The sequence below is a fragment of the Micromonospora vulcania genome (assembly GCF_042658605.1).
GTDB lineage: Bacteria > Actinomycetota > Actinomycetes > Mycobacteriales > Micromonosporaceae > Micromonospora > Micromonospora vulcania.
The window spans coordinates 358,110-381,191 of the sequence record NZ_JBHSQS010000007.1 but is presented as its reverse complement, the minus strand read 5'-3'; the positions used below and the strand labels follow the sequence as shown (position 1 = coordinate 381,191).

Sequence of the window (23,082 nt, the reverse complement as noted above, 5' to 3'; positions counted from 1 at the left end):
CGCGCGCGAGGTGTCCGACGGGATCAACCGGAGGTGCACACCCCGCGAAGCCGGCTAACGAATGCCGGTCCGCTCTACAACCCACCGTACCCGCCGTGTCAGCTACTGACACGAGACGAGAAACCGGCACTGACACTCAGGCGGGAAGTCTCAGAGCCGAGGCGTCAACCTCACTGCGCCATATCAGGTGCGCTGAGCCAGGACAGGCACCACTTCGAGGCGAGGACACCGTCGCAACGCCGTGAACACCATAACTGTCATTATGATGTGCGGCCAATATGCCCCTTTTGTGGCAGTGGATTATCGGATTAATGTTACTGGTAAACCGGTAATCGCCCTGCGGTGCTGGACTCCGGGTGGAAAGACCGTGAGTGCCAGTGTCGCGAGGTGGAGCGAAGGCATGGGGACTAACGTTCGGGAAAGTCCCGCCGAGCGCGTCGGCGAGCGCCTGCGAGACGCCGGCGGTTTCGTTGTTGCTGGCGGCCAGCTGCCCGGCGTACCACCTGTTAGCTTGCGCGGATGAAAGATCTGGGACCTGTGGCTTGGCCGCCCGAACAGATCAAGACCGAGAGACTCGTGCTCCGTGAGTCTGAGACCCGGGACCGTGCGGCGTTCATCGAGCTGCTCGCCTCGCCAGAGGTGCACACCTACCTCGGCGGCCCCCGGCCGCGTGACGAGCTTGAGCGCGAGATGTCTGGGGCGCCCGAGCAGTGGCCCGGGAGCTTTGCCGTCGATCTTGACGGGGCGATGATCGGCCAGATCTTGCTCAGGAGAGCAACCGGACACCGTCGCCCTGCTGCCGCGGGGAAGGTCGATCTCGGCTACCTGTTGCTGCCGCGGGCGTGGGGATTCGGGTATGCCGCCGAGGCGTGCGCCGCGGCACTCGACTGGCTCGCCGACGCGCTTCCCGGCGATCCAGTGGTGCTCACCACCCAAAGCGCCAACGTCGCCTCGATGCGTCTCGCGGCGAAGCTGGGGTTCACCGAGGTAGAGCGATTCCAAGCCTGGGGCGCCGAGCAGTGGCTCGGCATGTGGTCCCCGGTCGCGCCGTCCAGTTGAGCGCCGTCGACTCGTGCCGTTGGTGCAGAGAAGCCGTCGTACAGCGCTTGCACGTGTACCGCGCCAAGCAGGACCAGCCGTGCGCACTCGGCCTCGAGTGCGGCGAGGCGCTCTTCACCCACGAGTTCGGTGCCGACCCGCACGTCAAGATGCAGCCGGTTCTTGGCGCTCTTTCCTTCAGGGACGCGCTGAAAGTACAGTCGCGGGCCCACGCCTGAGGGATCAATGCAGGCAAACCATGCGTCCTGTCGCTCAAGTGGCAGCGAGCGCTTGAAATCGTCCTCGCCGAGGAAGCCGAGCTCCGCGACCGCCTTCAGGCCCAGGTACTCCAGCGCCGCGCTGGCAAGTAGCCCAAGTCCACACCCGTTACTGGCGCCGCTCCCCGCCTATTGCCGGTGTCCGCCGTACCTGGCTTCACCCCATAAATGCGGTGCCCGTGGGGGACCCCGGCGGTAGCGTGCCACGGCATGAACCTGACACGGCTGCGCTGGTCCGACATCCCGGACTTCCTCCGGAATCGCGCCGAGCAGGCCGTGGCCACCCCGCTGCACGAGATCGCCAGCGCATCCGGCGGGTTCACCCCCGGTGTGGCGTCGACCGTGGCCGGCGAGTCGGGCGCCCGGTTCTTCGTGAAGGCGATCGCCCGGCACACGTCCGAGGTCGCCGGGGCCTATCTGCGTGAGGCCCGGATCGCCGAGGCGCTGCCGCCGCAGACGCCGAGCCCCCGCCTGCTCTGGTGGCACGACGACGGGACCTGAATCGTCATGTTGTTCGAGCACCTCGACGGTCGGATCCCGGACATCGCCGACCTCGACCCGGTGATGACGGCGGTGGCCGCGTTGGGGGAGACACCCGGGCCGCCAGGCCTGCCCCGGCTCGTCGACGAGTTCGCCGAGGACTTCACCGGCTGGCGCGACATCGCCGGCGCCGCCTCGTGGACAGCGGTCACCGCCGCCTACCCGGAACTCGCTGGCGCCTCGATCGACGTACTCGCCGCCCGGGAGGAACGTTGGACGGACGCCGCCGACGGAACCGCCCTGGTCCACGGTGACCTGCGCCTGGACAACATGATCCTGGGGGCCGACGGGGTCCGGATCGTCGACTGGCCCAACGCGTGCACCGGCGCCGGCTGGTTCGACCTGGTCCTGATGACCCCGAGTCTCGCGATGCACGGCGTCGACGTCGAACAACTACTCAACGAGCACCCGCTGACCCGCGACGCCGACCGGGAGGACCTGGACACGATCCTGGTCGCCGGGGCCGGCTACTTCGTCAGCCGTTCCCTGCTGCCACCGCCGCCGGCGGCACCGGCAGTCCGGGACTTCCAGCGGGCCCAGGCGAAAGCTCTGCTGGCCTGGCTGGCGAGCCGCCGCCCCGACATCCTCACCGATCAGACTTCACCATCCCCTGAAGCTGCACGCGCTGTTTTCCGACGTGAGCCCACCCACCTCACCGCGCACTGACCCGGATACGTCCGCCGCCGCGGCCGTGTCACCGCGCCGGGAGGCGGATACGCAGGTAGGCGCGGTCATCGAAGCTCATCTGCCCAGGCAGCACCCCTTTGGTACCGGCGAGTTCGGCCAAGCACCAAGGGTCCTTCTCCAGGAGTAGGGCGAGCTTCGACTCGGACTCGGCCAAGGTCTCGCCGATGACCGGATAGCCGTCGCTGGCGATCACCAGTTCGTCAACGTCAGCAGGCACCGGATGCACCACCACCAACGATGGAGGAACCGGCCGCCCATCGATGGCGGCAAATCCGTACGGTCCGATGCTGTTACGCAGGGCGCCCTGCCGCCCGGTCAGAGCTCGCGCCGCGAGTTGTCCCGGATCCACCTCCACCACCCGATCAATGCTGATCGTGCCAGCGGCGGCCCCGGCGGCGAGAACCGCGGCGCGGAAGGACGCCGCGACCTGGTCGACCAGTTTGCGCGGCTGGCCGACCGATGCGGGGAGCCCTCGGTACGCGAATCCGGCGTCACCGACCTGCCAGATTTCTCGACGCGCTCGCGAATAGACGGTGACCGCCGCGCTCGGCCGTTCCGCCGCGGTCAACGTCGAGTCGACGCGGGCCGCCAGATCCGCGGTCATGGCCGCAACCGCGGTGTACGGGTCGACGTCGCTCGGAAGCCGCCGCACGGCGTCCCTGCATGCCGCCATGGCCCACCACCCGCCCGCCACGTTTCCGTAACGCCTGCCGCTCACGTCCGTAGCGCCATCGATGACCGCCGCGTGCTCAGCGGTCACCACGATCGCGTCCTCGCACACGTCAGGATCCCCGTGCTTACCCAGCACGAACTGTTCGACGATCTCCACAGATTCGATGTTCTCTCACAAGGAGCCGCTGTGCCTCGCTGGTGACCAGCGGGGAAGCGACCGGAGCCCAGTCGGCGAACAGAGAGCGGAAGTACTGGCCGTGCCGGTCCACGACGGACGGATCCTGCTCGATGACGTCCAACTCGTTGACGATGCTGAGATCCACGAAGGGCCGCACCTGACCAGCGCTGAGGTTCCAGGTCTGGTCGGTGAAGCGGTCGACGACCTGACGGGTCGTCGCCAGCTGTCGCCAGGTCCGCCTGCGGTCGCATGCCCCGTACAGGTAGACCAGGGCCTCGGCGTCGTCACCGACGAGGTCTCGCAGGCTGGCCCGATCGGTCCGGTCGAGCAGGGTCACCTCGAAACCGTCCGTGCCGTAGACGGCATGTGTGAGCCCAGCCAGTTGTGCGTCACCGCCACACCCCAGCTCGCCGAGGCGGTCGTGCACCCGGCACAGGTGGGCATAGAGAGTGCCGCCGGGATGCTGAATCGTCTCGGCGCCCCGCTGCCGCAGCCAGCGCCGCACATCGGAGTCCGCGCCCATGGCCCGAGCCTACGCAAGCCGCGTCCGACCGAGCAGTCCCGCAGCGTGGGCGGTTCGTCACACCGTTGCGCCCTTGCTCGCTCCGGCGCGGAGGCGGTTGGGTCAACGGCATGGCTCGGATCGCGTACGACAACGCGGACGCCGCGGCGTTCGAGGCAACCCGCCACCTCACCGACGACGGACTCACCGCGTGGCGAGAGGCGGTGAGCCGGCACCTCGGTGCCCGTACCGACCTGCGGCTACTCGACCTGGGCTCCGGCACCGGCAGGTGGGCGCAGGCCTTCACCGCCTGGTACGACCGCATCGAGGTGATCGCGGTCGAACCCTCCGAGGCGATGCGCGCCCGTTCGGCGTACCAGCCTGTCGTGCGGGGCGACGCCCAGCGCATCCCGTTCGACGACGGCAGCGTCGACGCCGTCTGGCTCTCCACGGTCATCCACCACGTGCCGGACCTGACCCGGGCAGCCCGGGAACTGCGCCGGGTGCTGCGCCCCGGCGGGCGGGTGCTGATCCGGTCCGCGTTCGCCGGCCGACACCAGGCGATCACCCTGTTCCGCTACTTTCCCGAGGCCATCCGCGTGCTCGACACGTACCCGAGCGTCGCCGACGTCGAAGCAGCCTTCGCCACCGCCGGGTTCGTCACCGTCGGCTTCGAACAGGTCCCGCAGGTGACCGCCGCCTCGCTACGCGACGCCGCGACGGAGCTGCGCCGCGCGGCGCACACCCCTCTGCAACTGATCAGCGACGACGAGTACGCGACTGGCCTGGCCCGACTGCACGCGGCAGCGCAGACCGAGACCGGACCCGTGGTGGACGCCCTGGACCTCCTCGTCCTGGCCTGACGGTGGCTACCTTCGGCGTTTCAAGATCGGCCGGGTACCGTCTGCGCCGGTCCGGACGCTTTGCAGATGGAGTCGCGACATGCCCGTCACCCGAATCGCCACCCCCGACGACGCCTCGGCCATCACAGACCTGGTGCGTACGCACCGTGCGGCACTGGCGCCGTGGGAGCCGGTACGGGACGACGAGTGGTTCACGCTGGACAGCCAACGTTCGATCCTGGAGGCGTCGTTGCAGGCCTACGCCCAGGGCACCACCGTGCCGCTGGTCATCCTGGACGGCACCGAGGTGATCGGCCGGCTCAACCTGAACGGCATCACGCGGGGGGCGCTCCAGTCGGCCGCGCTCGGTTACTGGGTCAGCCCGGCACATCAGGGCCGCGGGTTCGCCACCAGGGCCGTCGCCGACGCGGTCGCGCTGGCCTTCGGTGAACTCGACCTGCACCGGTTGCAGGCCGAGACGCTGCTGCACAACACGGCATCACAGCAGGTGCTGCAGCGCAACGGTTTCCGGGCCTACGGCGTCGCCCCCGGAGTATCTGAGGATCGCCGGCAGGTGGCAGGACCACGTGTTGTTCCACCTGATCGCGCCGCGAGGCAGCTGAGATTTGACCCTCGACCGGGTTGAGGCCCGAGCCTCTGCGCCATGGACGACAACGATGGCCAGCCCGCGCCCGACCCGATCATGGCCCGCATCGGCGCGGCCGTTGAGCTCGGCCGAACGGGCCAGCAGACCCGCGCCCGCGACACCCTCACCGCGCTCTGGGAGCAGATCGGCGACGACGGCGACGCCTTGCACCGGTGCGCCCTGGCGCACCACCTGGCCGATCTCCAGGAGACCACCGAAGCGGAACTCGCCTGGGACGAGCGCGCCCTGGCAGCCCTCCGCGACCTGAGCGACGAACGTGCCCAGGAGTACCACCACTCGCTACAGGTCCGGGGATTCCTGCCGTCGCTGCACCTCAACCTCGCCGACGACCACCGCCGTCTGGGCAACACCGACCTGGCCCACGAACACCTGACCCTGGCCCGACACCTCGTCGCGCAGCTGCCGGACGACCCGTACGGCGAGATGATCCGCGGCGGAATCCGCCACGTCACCGAGGCCCTGGGGCGCGGCTTCGTCGGCCACCTTCCTGCCGAGCGCTAGACGCTGAGCTTGCGCTCCGAATCTCAGTTGCGCCACCCGAGATCGTTCTCAAGGATTCGGCCCAATGGGTGAGATCGAGATCCGACCTATCACGCGTGCCGAGGCAGTCGACTACCTCAGGGTGCTGCCGTTCGCCAACGGGCTGCCGAACTGGGAGCCCGCACCGGCCGTCTGGCACGGCGGACCCGAGGCGTGGCCGAGGCCGCGCCGACCGGCCGACGAGCGACAACTCCTGAGCTGGGTGGACGAGGTGATGGCCGATAACTACCATCCCCAGGCTGCCTTCGTGGACGGGGAGCTGGTCGGCGGATCGGCGATGCTCTCGCTGGCCATCACCGCGCCCGGCCTGCGTCCGGTCCCGCTCGGCGGTGTCACCGCGACGGGCGTGCTCCCGACCCACCGCCGGCGTGGACTGCTGCGCGGCATGATGCAGGCGATGTTCGACGAGGCCCACGCGCGTGGCGAACCGCTCGGGGCCCTGAGCGCCAGCGAAGGCGGGATCTACGGGCGCTTCGGGTTCTCGCCGGCGACCATGCGCGTCCGGTGGGAGCTGGACCGCGGCGAAGCCGCGTTCCTCGATTCGGAGCCACCCCCGGGATCGCTGCGGCTCGTGGACGCCGCGACGGCACGGCTGGCCTGGCCGGAGATTCACGCACAGATCCGTCAGCGTCGGGTCGGCGAACTCACCCCGCAGCCGGACCAGTGGGCAGGTCTGACCGATGACGCCGCGACCGCCGACGGGCCGATGCGCTACCTGGTGCACCACGACCCACAGGGCAGACTCGACGGCGTCGCGAACTTCCGGCTGCCGTGGTCACGGGTCCCGGAGCACGCCGGAACCCTGATCGTGGAGGGGCTGCAGGCGGTGAGCTCGGACGCGTACCGGGCGATGTGGATGCTCCTGACCGACTTCGACCTCACCCGGAAGATCGTGGCGCCGTCCCGGCCAACCGACGAGCCGCTTCGCTGGCTCCTGCGCAACCCGCGCGCGATGCGGATCACCCGGCAGTCCGACAACCTGTGGCTGCGGATTCTCGATCTGCCGAATGCTCTGATCGCGCGCGCCTACGACAGCACCGCGGACCTGACGATCGCCGTGGACGCGGACCCGATGTGCCCGGGCAACGCCGGGGTCTGGCACCTGGCGGTCACTCCCGAGGGCGCGACCTGTACGCGCACCGACGCACGACCCGACCTCACGCTGGACGTCCAGACGCTCGGTTCGCTGTACCTCGGCGGGATGTCGGCTGCCGTCCTGGCCGCGGCGGGGCGCATCCGGCCACACCGTTCCGACGCCGTGGGAGACCTCGCCCGCATCTTTCACACCGACCCGGAGCCGTTCAACTCCTTCGGGTTTTGACCCGAAGGGACGCGTGCGAAAGCCCCTCGACGCCGCGGAGACATCGAAGTCAGCTTTCGTAGGTTACCTTCTTGACGAGCAAAAGACGCGTAGCTAAGTTTCAGCCACCCGGACTGAGAGGCCGCGTCCATGCCGACCCGACTCACGACCGTGACGACCTGGGTGGCCGCCCTGGCGACCATCCTCACTCCCCTGCCCGCCCAGGCCGCCGCCCCACCGGCGCACCCCGCGTCCAACGAGCGGGGGTGGGTCACCTCCACGCTGCGACACATGAGCCTGGAACAGAAGGTCGGCCAGCTCTTCGCGACCTACGTCTATGGCGGTGACGCCACCGAGCCCACGGCCGCCGACCGCGCCGCGAACCGGGCCGCGTTCGGCGTCGAGACGCCGGCCGAGGTCATCGACCGGTACCAGCTCGGTGGTGTCTGCTACTTCTCCTGGTCGCACAACCTGGACAGTCCCCGCCAGATCGCCACCCTCTCCAACGGACTCCAGCGGGCCGCCCTCGGCGACGGCGCGAAGGGCCGGGTGCCCCTGCTCATCTCCACCGACCAGGAGCAGGGCACCGTGCTGCGGATGCCCTCCCCCGCCGCCCAGTTCCCCGGGGCGATGGCGCTGGGTGCCGCCCGGTCACCCCGGGCCGCCCGCACGGCAGCCGAGGTCACCGGGCGTGAGCTGAGCGCCGTCGGCATCCGCCAGCCGTACGCGCCGATCGCCGACGTCAACGTCAACCCGGGCAACCCGGTGATCGGCGTCCGGTCCTTCGGCGCCGACCCGACACTGGTGGCCGACCTCACCGCCGCCCAGGTCGACGGCTTCCAGGGTCGCGCCCGGGTCACCGCGGTGGCGAAGCACTTCCCCGGGCACGGCGACACGGCCACCGACAGCCACACCGGTCTCCCGGTGATCAACCACAGCCGCGCCGAGTGGGACCGGATCGACGCGCCACCGTTCCGCCGGGCGATTCAGGCCGGGGTCGAATCGATCATGACGGCGCACATCGTCGTCCCGGCCCTCGACCCCTCGGGCGACCCGGCGACGTTGTCACCGACCATCCTCACCGGTGTGCTGCGCGGTGAACTCGGCTTCCGGGGCGTGATCGTCACCGACGCGCTGAACATGGCGGGCGTACGCGCGAAGTACGGCGACGAGCGGGTTCCGGTACTCGCGCTCAAGGCCGGCGCCGACCAACTCCTGATGCCGCCGGACCTCGCGCTGGCGCGTGCTGCGGTGCTGCGGGCCGTCGCCAGCGGCGAGCTCACCGAGCGCCGCATCGACGAATCGGTCCGCCGCATCCTCGGTGTGAAGTACCGCCAGGGCCTGGCCCGCTCGCCGCTGGTCGACGTCGAGCAGGCGGTACGCACGGTCGGCGCGCCGGAGCACCTCGCCGCCGTCACCCGGGTCACCGATCCGACGCTCACCGCCGTGCGCAACGACGCCGGCCTCTTGCCGCTGCCCCGCGCCGACCGGTCGGTGCTGGTCACCGGCTGGGACAGCGCCGCCTTCGCCCCGGTCGCGACGGTCGCCGACGGGTTCACCGCCCGCGACGCCCGAGCCACCGCCCGGCCGGCGACCCTGCCCTCCGACGCGGTGATCGCCGCGACGGCGGCCCAGGCCGCCGAGCACGACCTCACCGTCGTACTGGTCAACAAGGCGTGGGACACCACGGTCACCGACCCGCGCGCCACCCAGCAACGGCTCGTCGCGGCACTGCTGGCCACCGGCAGGCCCGTGGTCGTCGTGGCCGTCCGCGATCCGTACGACATCGCGTACCTGCCGGGTCTGAGCAGCTACCTGGCGACCTACTCGTACACCCGGGCGGCGATGGACGCACTCGTGCGCGCGTTGCACGGTGAGCTGTCCCCGAGCGGGCGGCTGCCCGTCACGATCCCCACGGCCGACGGGACGGGCACCGTGCTCTACCCCTACGGTCACGGCCTGAGCTGGTAGGAGGCAACGCGATGCTGCGAAGGAAGTTCCTGGTCGGTGCGAGCGCGCTGGGCGCGGGAGCGCTCAGCGGCAAAGCGCCCGCGGCGGCCAACCCCGGTGCCCGTCGGGTCCGTACCGGCCTGGACGAACTGGTGTCCTCCGGCTTCGCCGTGCTGGCCGGCCAGCGGGTGGGTGTCGTGTCGAACCCGACCGGCGTGGACGCGGCGTACCGGCATCTCGTCGACCTGATGCACGCCTCGGGCAAGGTCCAGTTGGCCGCGGCGTTCGGCCCCGAGCACGGCTTCCGCGGCTCGGCACAGGCCGGCGGCAGCGAGGGCACCGGCGTCGACGCGCGTACCGGCATCCCGGTGTACGACGCGTACGGCGCCTCGCTGGCCCGCTGGGAGAGCATGTTCACCGAGGCCGGAGTGGACACGGTCGTCTTCGACATCCAGGACGTCGGCGTCCGCTTCTACACCTACATCTGGACGATGTACACCTCGATGGTGGCCGCGGCCCGGGTCGGCAAACGCTACGTCGTGCTGGACCGTCCCAACCCGATCGGCGGACGGGCCTACGGGCCGTTGATGACGCCGCCGTACACCTCGGGTGTCGGCCTGAAGGAGATCATCCAGCAGCACGGGATGACCGTCGGTGAGCTGGCCCGGTACTTCAACGACACGTTCCTACCGGTCGAGGCCGGGCGTCCGGTCGACCTGCACGTGGTGCGGTGCCGGCACTGGAAGCGCGACGACCTCGCCGCGGACACCGACGTGCCCTGGGTGATGCCCAGCCCGAACATGCCCACCCCGGACACCGCGCTGGTCTACCCCGGCACCGGTCTCTTCGAGGGCGTCGCGTCGATCACCGAGGGGCGCGGCACGTGCCGCCCGTTCGAGCTGATCGGCGGGCTGGCGACCGACTTCGATCACCACTGGGGTGACCGGCTCAACGCCCGGAACCTGCCCGGCGTCGAGTTCCGCGAGGCGTACTTCTCGCCCACCTCGGCCGGGCAGAAGCCCGAGCTGCTCAACAAGCTCTGCGCCGGCGTGGAGGTCAAAGTCGTGGACCGGGCGGCGTACGACCCGATCCGTACCGGTGTGGCGATGCTGGTGGAGGCGCACAAGTACCCGGCGTTCGCCTGGCGGCGTGACTCGTGGGACACGGTGCGCCCGTACTGGATCGACAAGCTCACCGGCTCGCCGCGCCTGCGTACCCAGATCGACGCCGGAGCCGACGTGGACGACGTCGTCGGCGCCTGGGCCGACGAACTGGCCGCCTTCAACCGGCAACGCCGGCCCTACCTGCTCTACTGAGGAGTGCGGTTGTGATCAGGCCTCTCGGTTCCCTCGTGTGTGCTCTGGCGCTCGTGGTGACGGCCACGACGTTGCCCGTCACCGCGGCCACCGCCGCGGCGCCCCCGTCCGGACCACCGGCCGCCACCCCCGCCGACATCCACTTCCGCCACGACACCCTGCGGCGTGGCAGCGCCCGCCAGGTCGGCCTGCTCCCCGAGCAGGTAGACCGCATCCCCGCCGACCTGGCCGGGTATCTCCAGCCGACGCCGGACCACCCCGGATATCCGGCGTACGCCGGCGCGGTGGCCCTGGCCGCCAAGGACGGCGTGATCGTCCAGCACGCCGCCGTGGGCAGCGCGGTGCGGTACGCCGCCGTCGGGCCACCGCCCGGCCTGGTCGGCGTGGAACTACCCGCCGACCAGCAGATCGCGACCCGACCCGACACCATCTTCGACCTCGCGTCGGTGTCGAAGCTGTTCACCACGATCGTCACCATGCAGCAGGTGGAGCGGGGGCGGGTGGACCTGGACGCGCCGGTCGCCCGGTACGTCCCGGAGTTCGCCGCCGGTGGCAAGGCGACGGTGACCGTCCGGATGTTGCTCACCCACACGTCGGGTCTGCCCGCCTTCACCGCGCTGTGGAGCAGGTACCCGACGCCGGCCGAGCGGTTCGCCGCCGCGCTCGCCACACCGCTGGCGGCCGGTGCGACGCCCGGCTCCCAGTACGTGTACTCCGACCTCGGGCTCATCGCGCTGGGTGTGCTGCTGGAACGGGTGACCGGCCGGCCGCTGAACGATCTGGTCCGCGACGGCGTGACCGGGCCGTTGGGCATGACCGACACCGGCTACAACCCGGGCCCGGAGCGACGGTCCCGGATCGCCGCGACCGAATACCAGCCGTACGCCGGGCGCGGCATGGTCTGGGGCGAGGTGCACGACGAGAACGCCTGGTCGCTCGGCGGGGTGGCCGGGCACGCGGGCGTCTTCTCCACGGCGGCGGACCTGGCCGTCCTGTGCCAGTCGCTGCTCAACGGCGGCGAGTACCGCGGTCGACGGGTCCTCCGGTCGGACACGGTGCGCGCGATGCTGGTCAACTACAACGCGCCGTTGGAGTCGGCCTACCCGGAGAGTGACCGTGGGCTCGGCTTCGAGCTCAACAAGCACTGGTACATGATGGGGTTGTCGTCGCCGCTGGGCTTCGGGCACACCGGCTTCACCGGAACGTCGATCGTCATCGACCCGCTCTCGCACTCGTTCGTCGTCCTGCTCAGCAACCGGGTGCACCCCGATCGTGGCTGGGGCAGCAACAACGTGGCCCGCCGCGCGGTCGCGCGGGACCTCGCCGAGGCAATGCCGGTGCGGCCACGCTCGGCCAGCGCCTGGCGGGCCGACCCCCGCGACCTCGCGACGAGCACCCTCACCGCACCGCTGCGCCGGCCCGCCCGGGCCGCGACGGCGAGCTTCCTGCTCTGGTACGACACCGAGCCCCGCTACGACAGCGCGCGGTTCGAGGTCTCCACCGACGGTGGACAGACCTGGGCGCCGACGACCATGCAGCTGCGCGACGGCGGCCGTCGATGGACCGCCGACGGCACCGTCACCGGTTACGGGGGCCGGGTCTGGTGGCAGGTCTCGGTGACCCTGCCCGACGGGGCCACCCACCTGCGGTGGAGCAGCAGCACCGACGGCTCGGGCCAGGGCCGCGGTGTCTATGTCGACCGGGTGGTGGCGGCGGACCGGGACGGCGTGCTCTTCCAGGGCGAGGGCGGCGACGCCTCCCGACTCGTCGCCGATGGGTGGTCGCCCGCGCGCAGCTGAGCGATTCCCGTTGCGTGGGCCGGCCGGTGCTGCGAGGGTCGACCGATGCCAGTGGTGACCGGTGCCGACCTGCTCCAGGCGGCCGACGAGATGACCAGCGTCCTGCACCCGCACCGAGACCGCGACTGGTCGGTGCCCGCCGGCACGCTGAGCTGGAGCTGCTGGACCACCGCCGCGCACATCGCGCACGACCTGCTCGCGTACACCGGTCAGGTCACCGGCGGCGGCGATGACGGCTACCTCCCGTACGACCTGCGGGTCCGACCCACGGCGAGCCCGGCGCAGGTGCTCACCGTGGGCCGCGCCTGCGCCGGGATGCTCGCCGCCGCGGTCGACGCCGCCACGCCGGACTCGCGGGCCTGGCACTTCGGCCCCTGCGACCCGGCCGGCTTCGCCGCGATGGGCGTTGCCGAGACCCTGCTGCACACGCACGACATCACGCTCGGTCTCGGCGTGCCGTGGCGGCCGCCGCAGCAGCTGAGCACGCTGGTGCTGCGGCGGCTCTTCCCGGACGCCCCGGCCGGCGACGCAAGCGAGGTGCTGCTCTGGATGACCGGCCGTGGCGAGCTGCCCGGCCGGGCGTGGCGAGACTCCTGGCACTGGAAGGCTGCGGTGGACTGACCCTGCCGTCAGGATCAGCCCCGGCGGCGCCAGCGCGGCCACCAGCCGCGGCGGGACCGCCGGGGTGGCGCGGCTACGGTCACCGACTCGGCGGCGGGCACGGGGACACCGGGCCGGGTGCGCTCGGCACGCCAGCGTTGGACCACCTCGTCGGTGTTCACCGGCCGGACCGCCACCCGAGGACCGTCGGGGTTGCGTAGCCAGGCCACGATCTGCGCGTTCAGTTGCCCCACGAAGTCGCGTACGGACTGCTCGGTGGGCAGCTCGCGGACCTCGTCGGGAACCTGCTCGATACGCCGGCGCAGTTGCAGTGGGGTGGGCAGCAGCAGGTCGCTGGGCAGCGCCTCGCGCTCCAGGAAACTCTTGATCCACCACGACTCGTCGTACGGCATCCCGCGACCGGGGATCGGCTTGCCCATACCGGGCAGATCGTCGAACTCGCCGCGTTGCGCGGCACCCCGGATCTGGGCTTCCACGGCCGCTTCCCACGCTTCGGTCACCCGTCGACACCTCCCTGGCCACCGTATCCCGGCACTCCCGGAGGTCAGCGCGTCCGGCCTGCCGGACATTCCCGGCAGACTTCCGCAGGCCACCGGTTCGGTGGTGGCGCTTGGCCGCGTCCGAGCGCGGCCATAGCGTCGATGGTGATCATCAGCGAAGAATGTGGGGTGGCTCATGGTGGGTCCGGGTGCGCTCTTGGGCATCGGGCTGGTGGCGTTGGGGCTGGTGCTCACGCCCGGCCCGAACATGGTGTACCTGGTGTCCCGATCGGTGGCGCAGGGCCGCCGGGCCGGGCTGATCTCACTGCTCGGGGTGGCCGCCGGGTTCGGCGTGTACCTGGCCGCCGCGGTGGCCGGGCTCGCGGCGATCTTCGTCCTGGTCCCGGTGCTGTACGCGGCGGTGAAGCTGGCCGGCGCGGCGTACCTGCTGTGGCTGGCGTGGCGCACGCTGCGTCCGGGCGGGCAGTCGCCGTTCAGCCCGAAGCCACTGCCACCGGACGGGCCCCGGCGGCTGTTCACCATGGGCCTGGTCACCAACCTGCTCAACCCGAAGATCGCCATCCTCTACGTGTCGCTGCTGCCGCAGTTCATCGACCCGGCGCGGGGGCACCTGGCGGCGCAGAGCCTGGTGCTCGGGCTGACCCAGATCGCCGTCGCGCTGACGGTGAACACCCTGATCGTGCTCACCGCCGGCACCCTCGCCGGCTTCTTCGCCCGCCGGCCGACCTGGCTGCGGGTTCAGCGGTGGGTGACCGGAACCGCGTTGGCGGCGCTGGCCCTGCGGATCGCCGCCGACCGCTCCCGCGCCGCGGTCGCCACCCCCTGAGCGGGTCAGGGCGTCGGGTCGCGGTGCCGGCGGATCATCCCGGCGGCCAGCGGCGCGGCGTCCAGGTCACCGGCGGAGAGCCGGGCGGCGAGGGTACGGCGTACCAGCCGGTCGGCCAGCCGGGGCGCGTGCCGCCCGACGGCCATCTCCAGTCGCCCGCGCGCGGTGGTCGCCACGTCCCGGGGTGCCCTCCGGGCGGTGGCGGCGCGCAGGATCGCCGCGACGGCCCCCTCGACGGGCTCCGGCCGGGACACCCCGCGCAGCGACAGCCCGGCCTCGGCGGTGCTGTCGTGGATCGGTGACTCGACCATGCTGGGATAGATCACGCTCACCCCGACGTGGGTGCCCACCTCGTGGCGCAGCGCGTCGGCGTACGCGACCAGGGCCCGCTTGCTGACCCCGTACGCGGCGGCGAGCGGCAGCGGCAGCACCGCCATCCGGCTGGCCACGAAGATCACCCGTCCCCGCGCGGTGAGCAGGGCGGGTAGCGCGGCGGCGGTGGTGCGCCAGGCGGCCAGCAGGTTGACCTCCAACTGCCGGCGGACCACCTCGTCCGGCGGCAGTTCGGCCGGGGCGGGCCCACCGACCCCGGCGTTGTTGATCAGCAGGTCCAGTCCGCCGAGGCGGTCCACGGCTGCCTGTACGGCCGGCGCGACGGCGGCCGGGTCGGTCAGGTCGCAGCCGAGCACCGGCAGGTCGTCGTCGGGCCGGGCGTGCAGGTCCAGCCCGACCACCCGGGCGCCGGCGGCGGTCAGCGCGGTGCCGAGGTGCCGGCCGAAGGTGCCGCTGGCCCCGGTCACCAGAACCCGGCGGTCGGCCAGCCCGGTCACCGGCCGGCGCCGATCGGCGTGCTGCCGTCGGCCGGCGCGGCCGAGCGGGCGCGGCGGGTGCCGGCGGTGAGTTCCCGGGTCAGCTCGGCCAGGTAGACGTCGAAGTCCACCCGCATCGCCGGGCGACGCTGACCCCAACGGGCGGTCGCCGCACGCAGTTCGGCCCGGCACACGGCCTGCTGTCGGGCCGGGTCCGGCAGCGCGTACCGGCCGGCGAGGTGCGCGGCGACCAGCTTGGCCTGCGCCTCCACCAGGGGAAACGCCGACCCGGTGGACTGCATCAGCCCGACGAAGCTCAGGCCGGGCGCCTCGGGGTGGAACACGTGCCGGTACAGCGGCAGGGTGTCGGCGCCTGCACTGAGCAGCGCCGGGTCCAGGAACGGGACCTCCACCCGGTAGCCGGTGCACCAAATGATCAGGTCGACGGCGTCGGCGCGGCCGTCGGTGAACTCGACCCGGTCGCCGTCGAGGGCGGCGACGCCGGGGCGGGCCTCGATGTCGCCGTGGGTGAGCCGGGACAGCAACCCGTCGGAGAGCGTCGGGTGGTCCTGGAGGAACCCGTGGGTCGGGGCGGGCAGCCCGTAGCGGGCGGGATTGCCGACGGTGGTGGCGAGCATCGTCTGGCTGATGCGTTGGCGCAGACGCCACGGCAGCCGGCGGGCCAGCGCTCCGTTCAGGGTGTCCGACGGGCGGCCCAGCAGGTACTTCGGCACCACCCAGACGCCCCGGCGCAGCGACAGCAGGGTGCGGCTGGCCGCGTACGAGGCGTCCACCGCGATGTCCATCGCCGAGTTGCCGCCGCCGACGACGAGTACGCGCCGACCAGCCAGTTGGTCGGGACCCCGGTAGTCGTGGCTGTGCAGTTGCTCGGCCGTGCAGGTGCCGGGGTACGCCGGGCTGGGCAGCCGGGGTACCCGGTTGTGGCCGTTGGCGACCACCACGGCCTCGACGGTGACCTCGGTCGGCCCGCCCGGCCCGCTCGCCCGGACCGTCCAGGTGCCCGAGGAGTCCCGGGTGACCCGCTCGACGGTGTGCCGCAGGCGGATGACCTCGCGCAGCCCGAAGCGGTCGGCGTAGTCGCCCAGGTAGCCGGCGACCCGGCGGTGGTCGGGGTAGTCGGGCCAGTCGGCGGGCATCGGACGGTCGGCGAACTGGGTACGGCCGCGACTGGTGTTCAGGTGCAGCGTGCGGTACGCGGGCGAGTCGGGCGCCCCGTACACCCAGAGGCCGCCGACCTGGTCGGTGGCCTCGAAGCAGACCGTCGGCACGTCGGCGTCGAGCAGTGCCTTGACGGCGGCGAGCCCGGCGGCTCCGGCGCCGATCACCGCCACCCTGGGTCGTACGCCCATCGCTGCCCCCACCTAATCCAACGTCCGATGGATAATGGTCGTGCGGCAGCGGCGACGTCAAGGGGTCGGCGTTCCGTACAAGGCGTCCAGGAAACGGTGCACGAAGGCGCGGAACTCGCGCCGCTCGCGGGCCCCCGGCACGCCCGCGGCCAACGCCACCACGTGCCCGTGCGCCGCCCAGACCAGGCTCCGCACGGTGATGTGCGGTGTCGGTTCGGTCAGCGCTCCGGCCGCCGCCGCGGCGGTGAGCAACTCCGCCACCAGTCGGTAGAGCGGCTCGGCGTAGCGCTGGTCGAGTTCGGCGTGCCGGTGGGGTTCCAGCCAGCGACGCAGCCACAGCGCGGTGGTCTCCGGGCGGTCCTCCAGGAAGTCGACGAAGACGTCGAGCAGATCGTGCAGGGCGTTTCGCGCCGCGTCCGGCCCGGCGTCGAGCGCCGAGCGGGCCTGCTCGGCGGCTCGGGTCAGGACGTCCCGTTCGGCGGTGAAGACCCGGGCGAAGCAGGCCTCGTAGAGCGCTGCCTTCGTACCCGTGTGGTGTGCGACCGTGGCGACGTCCACGCCGGCGGCGGCGGCGACCTCCCGGAGCCCGACGGCGTCGAAGCCGCGCTCGGCGAAGAGCGCGGTGGCCGCGGTGAGCACCACCTCGCGGGTCGGCCGGGTCTCGTCCCGGCGGGGCCGGCCCGGACGGCGTCGGGGCATGGTCATGGCCGCCATTGTGCCCCTAGAATCCATCAACCGTTGGATTGGTGGGCTGCCGCTGCCCCGGAGGGGATGCCGCGATGACCGGGCTCGACCGGCGGCCCGCGGCCGCCACGGACGCGACGACGCTACCGCGCGGCCCGCTCGCCGGGTTCGCGGCCGGCTCGATCGGCATGGGCGTCTGGGTGACCGTACCCGGCCTGCTGCTGCTCTACTTCCTCACCGACGTGCTGGCCGTCGGGCCGTGGCTGGCCGGTCTGGCGCTGCTGCTGCCCAAGATCGCCGACGTGCTGCTGCACCCGTGGGTGGGGCACCGTGCGGACGTCGAGCAGACCCGCCGGGGTGACCGGCGTCGGCTGCTGCTGCTCGGCTGCGCCCTGCCGGCCGCGTTCGCGGCGCTCTTCGCGGTGCCCGCAGGATTGACCGGCGCGCCGGCCGCCGCCTGGGTGGCGGTGTTCTTCGTGGCCGGCAACCTGCTCTTCGCCGCCTACCAGGTGCCCTACCTGGCGACCCCGGCCGACCTGCGGATCGGCTACCACGAACGCACCCGCCTGATGGCGTTCCGGATGGTCGTGCTGACCCTCGGCATCCTGCTGTCCGGGTTGCTGGCCCCGCTGCTGACCGGCGGCGACACCGCGAGCCGCGGTGGCTACCAGCTGATGGGCGTGGTGCTGGCGGTCGGGATGCTGGCGGCCATGCTGGTCGGTGTCGCCGGCATCGCCCGGCTGCGCGGCTCCGCCGCGGCCACCGCCCCGGCCGGGCACGGCGGCTGGCGGGCGTTGCGTACCGCGCTGCGCGACCGGCAGTTCCGTTGGCTGGTCGCCTCCTACCTGGCCATGTCCACGACCACCCACCTGGTGCTGGCCGGCGTGCCCTACTACGCCGAGTACGAGCTGCGCAGGACCGGCCTGACCACGGTGCTGGTGGCCGCGTTCGTGGCACCGGCGCTGCTGGTCACCCCGCTCTGGCTGGCGCTGGCCCGGCGCGTCGGCAAGCAGCGGGCCCTGCTGGGCGCGCAGGGCGCGTTCGCGGCCGGCTCGCTGGTGCTGGCCGTGGGCCGTCCGGCCGGCCTGCCGGTGCTGGTCGGGGCGGTCGCGGTGCTCGGGGTGGCGTTCGCCGGCATGCAGTTGCTGCCGTTCTCGATGCTGCCCGACGTGATCCGCGCGGCCGGCACCACCGGCGCCGGCACCTACACCGGGGTGTGGACGGCCACCGAGGCCACCGGCGCGGCCCTCGGCCCGTACGCGTACGCCCTGTGCCTGGCCGTCGGCGGCTTCGTGGCCTCGACGGCCGGTCAGACGCCGGTCCAGCCGGACACGGCGCTGGCGGCGGTCCGCTACGGGTTCGGTCTGCTGCCGGCGGTGGCGATGGCCGCGGCGGTGAAGCTGCAGCGCCGCTACACCCTGGACGACGCCGCCCGGGCCACCAGCTGAGCCTTCCCGGTCGCCCCGCACTAGACTTCGCCCTCGATGGACGCCCAGCCCACCCCCACCGAGACCCGCCCGTGCGCCCACTGTGGACAGCCGGTGCCGCAGCGGGTCGGCGCGGGTCGACCGTTTCGCTACTGCCGGGACAACGACGGCGCCTGCCAGCGTGCCTCGCGCAACAGCCGGATGCGCCACCGCAACGCCCCGGGCCTGCCCGGGCAGGTGGCCCGCACCTGGGAGGCGGTGGACCGGCTCGACCAGATCGTCGAGACGTTGACCGAGTCGCTGCACGCCGAGTTGTCCCCGGTGGGTGTGCAGCGGCAGCTCGCCCAGGCCCGCGCCGAGGCCGCCACCGAGGTGGCCGCGGCGCAGACCGAACGCGACGAGGCCCGCGGTGACGCCGAGGACGCGGCGGCCGACGCGGCGCGGGCCCGCGAGCGGACCCGGGCCGCGCTCGCCGAGGGCGGCGACGCCCGCCAGCGCGCCGAGCGGGCCGGGCAGCAGGCCGCAGCGGCCGACGAACGGGCCACGCACGCCGAGGCGGCCCGCGAGCAGGCCCGGCGCGACGCCAGTGCCGCCGAGGCGCTGCGTACCCAGGCCGAACGGGACCGTGACCAGGCCCGCCACGAGGTGCGCGACCTGCGCGCGGAGCGGGACACCCAGCGGCAGCGGGTCGCCGACCTGACCGTCGAGCGTGACGCCCTGCGCGGCGACGCCGAACGGGCCACCCGCGCCGCCGCCGAGGCCACCGAGCGGGCCGGGCGATGGCAGACCGAGGTGCAGGACGTCCGGCGCCAGATCGACCAGGCTCGCGCCGACGCCGCGCGGACCCGGGCCGAGGGCGCCGAGGCGGCCCGTGCCCGGGAGCAGGCCGAGCGGGACCGCGACCGCGCGCAGATCGCCGCCCGAGAGGCCGACAACGGCCGGCAGGAGGCGGCCGAGGCGGCCGCGCAACTGCGCGCGGCGCTGGCCGCCACCGCCGCCCAGCGCGACGCGCTCGCCGCCGAGGTGACCGCCGCCCGGCAGGCCGCGGCCACCGCCGAGGGCCGGCTCACCAGCCTGACGGTACGGCTCGACGCCGCCGAAGCCGACCGTGACGTGGCCCAGCGCAGGGTCGCGCAGCTCGGTGACCAGGTCAGCGACCTGGCCGTGGCGCTGGCCCGGCTCGGGCCCGCCCCGACCGACGATGGGCCACGCTGAACGGGTTCACCCGGAGTCCATGCCTCATCAACCCGGCGTTCAGTACCAGCCATTCAGGTATTTACTGCTGGCGATTACTCCGAGTGTTGCCCCGCGCTCCTCCCCTAGCATCGTCAGTAACCGATGCGGGTTCGACGTGTCGGGGGCGATCCGCGGGGGGAACGCACGTGCAGGCCAGGTCCGACGAATATCTTTTTGCTGCGTCTTTTGCCCAGGAGTGGATCTGGCTGGCTGGCCAGATCGGCACCGAGGCATCGGCCTACAACCTGCGCTCACCTGTTCCGCTGCCCGCCGGCACCGACGCGGCGATGGTCCGCGCCGCGCTCGCCGAGCTGACCCGGCGGCACGAGACGCTGCGCACGTCGCTGCGCCTGCACGAGGGGGCGCTGACCCAGGTCGTACACGCCGACCTGCCGATCGACCTGGCCGAGCTGGACCTGTCCGGGGTGGCCGAGCCGGACCTCACGGCACGACTGGTCGAGGCGGCCGAGGCGGATCTGGCCGCACCGTTCCAACTGGACCAGGCCCCGCTGTGGCGGGCCCGCCTGGTGCACCTGCCGCAGCGCCGCACGCTGCTGTTCACCGCTCACCACACCATCTTCGACGGCAGCTCACGGCCCATCCTCAGGCAGGAGATCGAGGAGCTGTGCCGGGCCGCGCGCGACGGCCGGGCCCCGCGACTGCCCACCCTGGACATCCAGTACGCCGACTACGCGGTGTGGCAGCGTGACCAGGCCACCGGTTCCGCCGCCGCGGCCGACCTGACGTACTGGCGCGAGCGGCTCGCCGGGGCGCCGCACGTACACGGGCTGCTGCCGGACCGCCCGCGCGGCGTGTCGGCGGGCCGACCCGGCGCGGAGGTGACCTTCGCCCTGCCCGAAGAGCTGCGCGACGCGGTGGGCGAGGTCGGCCGCCGGCACGGCGCGAGCACCGCGATGGTGCTGCTCGCCGGCTACGCGGCGCTGCTGCACCGGCTGACCGGCGACACGGAGGTTCTGGTCGGGCTACCGGTCGCCGGTCGGGACCGACCGGAGCTGGCGCCGATGATCGGCATGTTCGTCAACACGCTGGTGCTGCGTATCGACGTCGGCGGTGACCCCGGCTTCGGCGCTCTGATCGGCCGTGTGCGCGAGACGATGCTCTCGGCCATGGAGCACCAGGACCTGCCGCTGCCCCGGCTGGTGGAGGCGCTCAACCCGCCCCGTGTGCCCGGCGTGGCGCCGCTCTACCAGCTCGGCTTCAACTACCTCGGCGCGGTGGGCCTGAGCACCAGCAACGGGGCCGCCCGCGAGGAACTGCTGCTGGAGCTCACCGAGACCGAGGGCCGACTGGAATATCGCAGCGACCTGTTCGACGAGGCCACCGCGCGGCGCCTGGTCGGGCGCTACGAGTGCCTGCTCGGTGCCGCCGTGGCCCACCCCGACCGCCCGCTGTCGGCCCTGCCGCTGCTGGCCGGCCCCGAACGCGACCTGCTCGTCACCGACTGGGCCACCGGTCCGGCGACGACCCCGCCCGAGCAGGGCGTCGTCGACCTGATCCGTGCGCACGCCGTACGAACCCCGGACGCGGTCGCCATCCGCGACGCCGACCGGTCGCTGACCTACCGGCAGCTCGACGAGGCGGCCCGCGGGCTGGCCGACCGGCTGCGGGCACTGGGCGCCGGGCCCGAGCAGCTCGTCGGGGTGGCGCTGCCGCGCGGCGCCGACGTGGTGGTCGCGATGCTGGCCGTGCTCCGGGTCGGCGCGGCGTACGTGCCACTGGATCCGGCGTACCCGGCGCAGCGGCTGACCTACCTGATGGCCGACACGGCCACCGACGTGGTCGTCACCACCGGCGCGATCGCCGCGACGCTGCCCGCCGGGGCGTACCGCACCGTCCTGGTCGACGACCTCGACGACGGTTCCGCCGGGCAGGGCGAGCCGGCCCGGTTCCACCCCCGCGCGCTGGCCTACGTCATCCACACCTCCGGCTCGACCGGCCGGCCGAAGGGCGCGATGATCGAGCACGGGTCGCTGGCCGCCCACGCCACCTGGTTCGTCGAGCAGCACGCCATCACGCCCGCCGACCGGCTGCTCGTGCTCGCCTCGCCCAGCTTCGACCTGTTCGGTCAGGAGGTCTACCCGGCCCTGGTCGCGGGCGCCACCCTGGTGATGGCCCCGCCGGCGGGGGCGCTGGACGCCGACGCGCTGCTGGACACCGTCCGCAGCGAGCGGGTCACCCTGCTGTCCTGCGTACCGACGGTGCTGCGGCACCTGGTCGCCCACCCGGCCCTGGCCGCGGCGGCGGACCTGCGGCAGGTCGTCTGCATCGGTGAACAGCTCGACGGCGACCTGGCCGCCGACCTGGCCGCGGTGCACCCCGCTCCGCTGCACAACCTCTACGGGCCCACCGAGGCGACCATCGCGGTGTCCGCGTACACCGTGCCGCCCGGTGACCGGCCGGTCGGCGCGGTGCCGATCGGTGTGCCGATGCCCGGCGCGCACCTGCACGTCCTGGACGAGCGGGGTGATCCGACACCGGTGGGCGTCCCGGGTCATCTGCACATCGGCGGCACGCCGCTGGGCCGCGGCTACCTGCGCCGGCCCGCGGACACGGCGGCCGCGTTCGTTCCCGACCCGTTCGGGCCACCCGGGGCGCGGCTTTACCGCACCGGCGACCGCTGCCGGTGGCGCTCAACCGGTGCCCTGGAGTTCATCGAACGCATCGACCGGCAGGTGAAGGTCAACGGCGCCCGGGTGGAGCTCGGCGAGATCGAGACGGTGCTGCGCGCCCAGCCCGACGTCCGGCAGGCCGCCGTGACGGTCCGGCCCGACCAGCACGGCGGGCAGCGCCTGGTGGCATACCTGAGCGGCGACGCCGACCCGGCCAAGCTGCGCGCGGCCCTGCGCGCCACGCTGCCCGGTCACCTCGTGCCGGCCACCTTCGTCACCCTCGACGCCCTGCCGATGATGCCCAGCGGCAAGCTCGACGTCGCGGCGCTACCCGCCCCGGCCGACCCGGACGAAGCGCAGCCCTCGTTCGTCGCACCGCGCACCGGCGCGGAGGAGTTGGTCGCCGACGCCTGGGCCGAGGTGCTGGGCAACGGGCCGATCGGTGTGCACGACAACTTCTTCGACCGGGGTGGCCACTCGTTGCAGGCCAGCCGCGTCGCCGCCCGCCTCGGCGCGGTCGTGGACCTCGACATTCCCCTGCACCTGCTGTTCGCCCATCCCACGGTCGCCGAGTTGGCCGTCCAGATCGAGAAGCTGCTCGTCGCGCGTCTGGACGAGATCTCCGAGGACGAGGCCGCCGCCCTCCTCGCCACGTACGAGAGGTAATCGC

The 23,082-nt window shown here is 72.6% G+C and carries 21 protein-coding genes and 1 pseudogene; 15 read left to right on the top strand and 7 right to left on the bottom strand.

Annotated features, from left to right (window positions below):
- Nucleotides 1-519: 519 nt before the first annotated feature.
- On the top strand, nucleotides 520-1,059 hold the full coding sequence (locus ACFQGL_RS14745; protein ID WP_377511552.1) for a GNAT family N-acetyltransferase: 540 nt from the start codon (nucleotides 520-522) through the stop codon (nucleotides 1,057-1,059).
- 26 nt (nucleotides 1,060-1,085) lie between these two features.
- On the opposite strand, the pseudogene ACFQGL_RS14740 reads toward ACFQGL_RS14745, so the two are convergent.
- Nucleotides 1,086-1,391, bottom strand: a pseudogene (locus tag ACFQGL_RS14740) (VOC family protein); the annotation flags it as partial.
- Between the two features lie 135 nt (nucleotides 1,392-1,526).
- Between ACFQGL_RS14740 and ACFQGL_RS14735 the strand changes: the two are divergent.
- Nucleotides 1,527-1,817 (top strand): hypothetical protein, encoded by a 291-nt coding sequence (locus tag ACFQGL_RS14735; protein ID WP_377511549.1) that lies wholly within the window; start codon nucleotides 1,527-1,529, stop codon nucleotides 1,815-1,817.
- 6 nt (nucleotides 1,818-1,823) lie between these two features.
- On the top strand, nucleotides 1,824-2,522 hold the full coding sequence (locus tag ACFQGL_RS14730; RefSeq protein ID WP_377511546.1) for a phosphotransferase: 699 nt from the start codon (nucleotides 1,824-1,826) through the stop codon (nucleotides 2,520-2,522).
- A 28-nt stretch (nucleotides 2,523-2,550) separates the two neighbouring features.
- On the opposite strand, the gene ACFQGL_RS14725 is transcribed toward ACFQGL_RS14730, so the two are convergent.
- Both ACFQGL_RS14725 and ACFQGL_RS14720 read right to left on the bottom strand, forming a co-directional pair.
- Nucleotides 2,551-3,372, bottom strand: a complete 822-nt coding sequence (locus ACFQGL_RS14725; protein WP_377511543.1) for a hypothetical protein — start codon at nucleotides 3,370-3,372, stop codon at nucleotides 2,551-2,553.
- Nucleotides 3,341-3,916, bottom strand: coding sequence for a DUF6817 domain-containing protein (locus tag ACFQGL_RS14720; RefSeq protein WP_377511540.1), 576 nt, complete (start codon nucleotides 3,914-3,916; stop codon nucleotides 3,341-3,343). The genes ACFQGL_RS14725 and ACFQGL_RS14720 overlap by 32 nt, the downstream gene beginning before the upstream one ends.
- Before the next feature lie 110 nt (nucleotides 3,917-4,026).
- On the opposite strand from ACFQGL_RS14720, the gene ACFQGL_RS14715 reads away from it, so the two are divergent.
- The 8 genes from ACFQGL_RS14715 to ACFQGL_RS14680 all read left to right on the top strand — a co-directional run bounded on the left by ACFQGL_RS14715 (nucleotide 4,027) and on the right by ACFQGL_RS14680 (nucleotide 12,930).
- A complete protein-coding gene (locus tag ACFQGL_RS14715) occupies nucleotides 4,027-4,758 on the top strand; it encodes a class I SAM-dependent methyltransferase (RefSeq protein WP_377511537.1) in 732 nt (243 codons plus the stop codon).
- Nucleotides 4,759-4,837: 79 nt separating this feature from the next.
- A complete protein-coding gene (locus tag ACFQGL_RS14710) occupies nucleotides 4,838-5,383 on the top strand; it encodes a GNAT family N-acetyltransferase (RefSeq protein ID WP_377511534.1) in 546 nt (181 codons plus the stop codon).
- A gap of 18 nt (nucleotides 5,384-5,401) precedes the next feature.
- The gene (locus ACFQGL_RS14705; protein WP_377511531.1) at nucleotides 5,402-5,905 is read left to right on the top strand and encodes a hypothetical protein; all 504 of its coding nucleotides are present in this window, start codon (nucleotides 5,402-5,404) and stop codon (nucleotides 5,903-5,905) included.
- 64 nt (nucleotides 5,906-5,969) lie between these two features.
- A complete protein-coding gene (locus tag ACFQGL_RS14700; protein ID WP_377511528.1) occupies nucleotides 5,970-7,265 on the top strand; it encodes a GNAT family N-acetyltransferase in 1,296 nt (431 codons plus the stop codon).
- Nucleotides 7,266-7,394: 129 nt separating this feature from the next.
- On the top strand, nucleotides 7,395-9,215 hold the full coding sequence (locus tag ACFQGL_RS14695) for a glycoside hydrolase family 3 protein (RefSeq protein WP_377511525.1): 1,821 nt from the start codon (nucleotides 7,395-7,397) through the stop codon (nucleotides 9,213-9,215).
- Nucleotides 9,216-9,226: 11 nt separating this feature from the next.
- Entirely contained in the window at nucleotides 9,227-10,510 is a 1,284-nt protein-coding gene (locus tag ACFQGL_RS14690) for an exo-beta-N-acetylmuramidase NamZ family protein (protein WP_377511522.1), read from the top strand.
- An 11-nt stretch (nucleotides 10,511-10,521) separates the two neighbouring features.
- Nucleotides 10,522-12,309, top strand: a complete 1,788-nt coding sequence (locus tag ACFQGL_RS14685) for a serine hydrolase (RefSeq protein ID WP_377511519.1) — start codon at nucleotides 10,522-10,524, stop codon at nucleotides 12,307-12,309.
- A 45-nt stretch (nucleotides 12,310-12,354) separates the two neighbouring features.
- Nucleotides 12,355-12,930: a maleylpyruvate isomerase N-terminal domain-containing protein gene (locus tag ACFQGL_RS14680; protein ID WP_377511517.1), complete on the top strand. Its 576-nt coding sequence runs from the start codon at nucleotides 12,355-12,357 to the stop codon at nucleotides 12,928-12,930.
- Between the two features lie 14 nt (nucleotides 12,931-12,944).
- On the opposite strand, the gene ACFQGL_RS14675 is transcribed toward ACFQGL_RS14680, so the two are convergent.
- Nucleotides 12,945-13,430: a DnaJ family domain-containing protein gene (locus tag ACFQGL_RS14675; RefSeq protein WP_377511514.1), complete on the bottom strand. Its 486-nt coding sequence runs from the start codon at nucleotides 13,428-13,430 to the stop codon at nucleotides 12,945-12,947.
- Between the two features lie 175 nt (nucleotides 13,431-13,605).
- Between ACFQGL_RS14675 and ACFQGL_RS14670 the strand changes: the two genes are divergently transcribed.
- Entirely contained in the window at nucleotides 13,606-14,256 is a 651-nt protein-coding gene (locus tag ACFQGL_RS14670) for a LysE family translocator (protein WP_377511511.1), read from the top strand.
- A gap of 5 nt (nucleotides 14,257-14,261) precedes the next feature.
- On the opposite strand, the gene ACFQGL_RS14665 is transcribed toward ACFQGL_RS14670, so the two are convergent.
- The 3 genes from ACFQGL_RS14665 to ACFQGL_RS14655 are packed head-to-tail and all read right to left on the bottom strand — an operon-like array spanning nucleotide 14,262 to nucleotide 17,134.
- Entirely contained in the window at nucleotides 14,262-15,086 is an 825-nt protein-coding gene (locus ACFQGL_RS14665) for an SDR family NAD(P)-dependent oxidoreductase (protein ID WP_377511508.1), read from the bottom strand.
- The gene (locus tag ACFQGL_RS14660; protein ID WP_377511505.1) at nucleotides 15,083-16,435 is read right to left on the bottom strand and encodes a flavin-containing monooxygenase; all 1,353 of its coding nucleotides are present in this window, start codon (nucleotides 16,433-16,435) and stop codon (nucleotides 15,083-15,085) included. The genes ACFQGL_RS14665 and ACFQGL_RS14660 overlap by 4 nt, the downstream gene beginning before the upstream one ends.
- Nucleotides 16,436-16,492: 57 nt before the next feature.
- Nucleotides 16,493-17,134 (bottom strand): TetR/AcrR family transcriptional regulator, encoded by a 642-nt coding sequence (locus ACFQGL_RS14655; protein WP_377511661.1) that lies wholly within the window; start codon nucleotides 17,132-17,134, stop codon nucleotides 16,493-16,495.
- Between the two features lie 80 nt (nucleotides 17,135-17,214).
- Between ACFQGL_RS14655 and ACFQGL_RS14650 the strand changes: the two genes are divergently transcribed.
- From ACFQGL_RS14650 to ACFQGL_RS14640, 3 genes are all read left to right on the top strand, one after another.
- The gene (locus tag ACFQGL_RS14650; RefSeq protein ID WP_377511502.1) at nucleotides 17,215-18,567 is read left to right on the top strand and encodes an MFS transporter; all 1,353 of its coding nucleotides are present in this window, start codon (nucleotides 17,215-17,217) and stop codon (nucleotides 18,565-18,567) included.
- A gap of 36 nt (nucleotides 18,568-18,603) precedes the next feature.
- Nucleotides 18,604-19,761 carry a coiled-coil domain-containing protein gene (locus ACFQGL_RS14645; protein WP_377511499.1) on the top strand — a complete coding sequence of 386 codons (1,158 nt, stop codon included), beginning with the start codon at nucleotides 18,604-18,606 and terminating at the stop codon, nucleotides 19,759-19,761.
- A 167-nt stretch (nucleotides 19,762-19,928) separates the two neighbouring features.
- A complete protein-coding gene (locus ACFQGL_RS14640; RefSeq protein ID WP_377511496.1) occupies nucleotides 19,929-23,078 on the top strand; it encodes a non-ribosomal peptide synthetase in 3,150 nt (1,049 codons plus the stop codon).
- Nucleotides 23,079-23,082 lie beyond the last annotated feature (4 nt).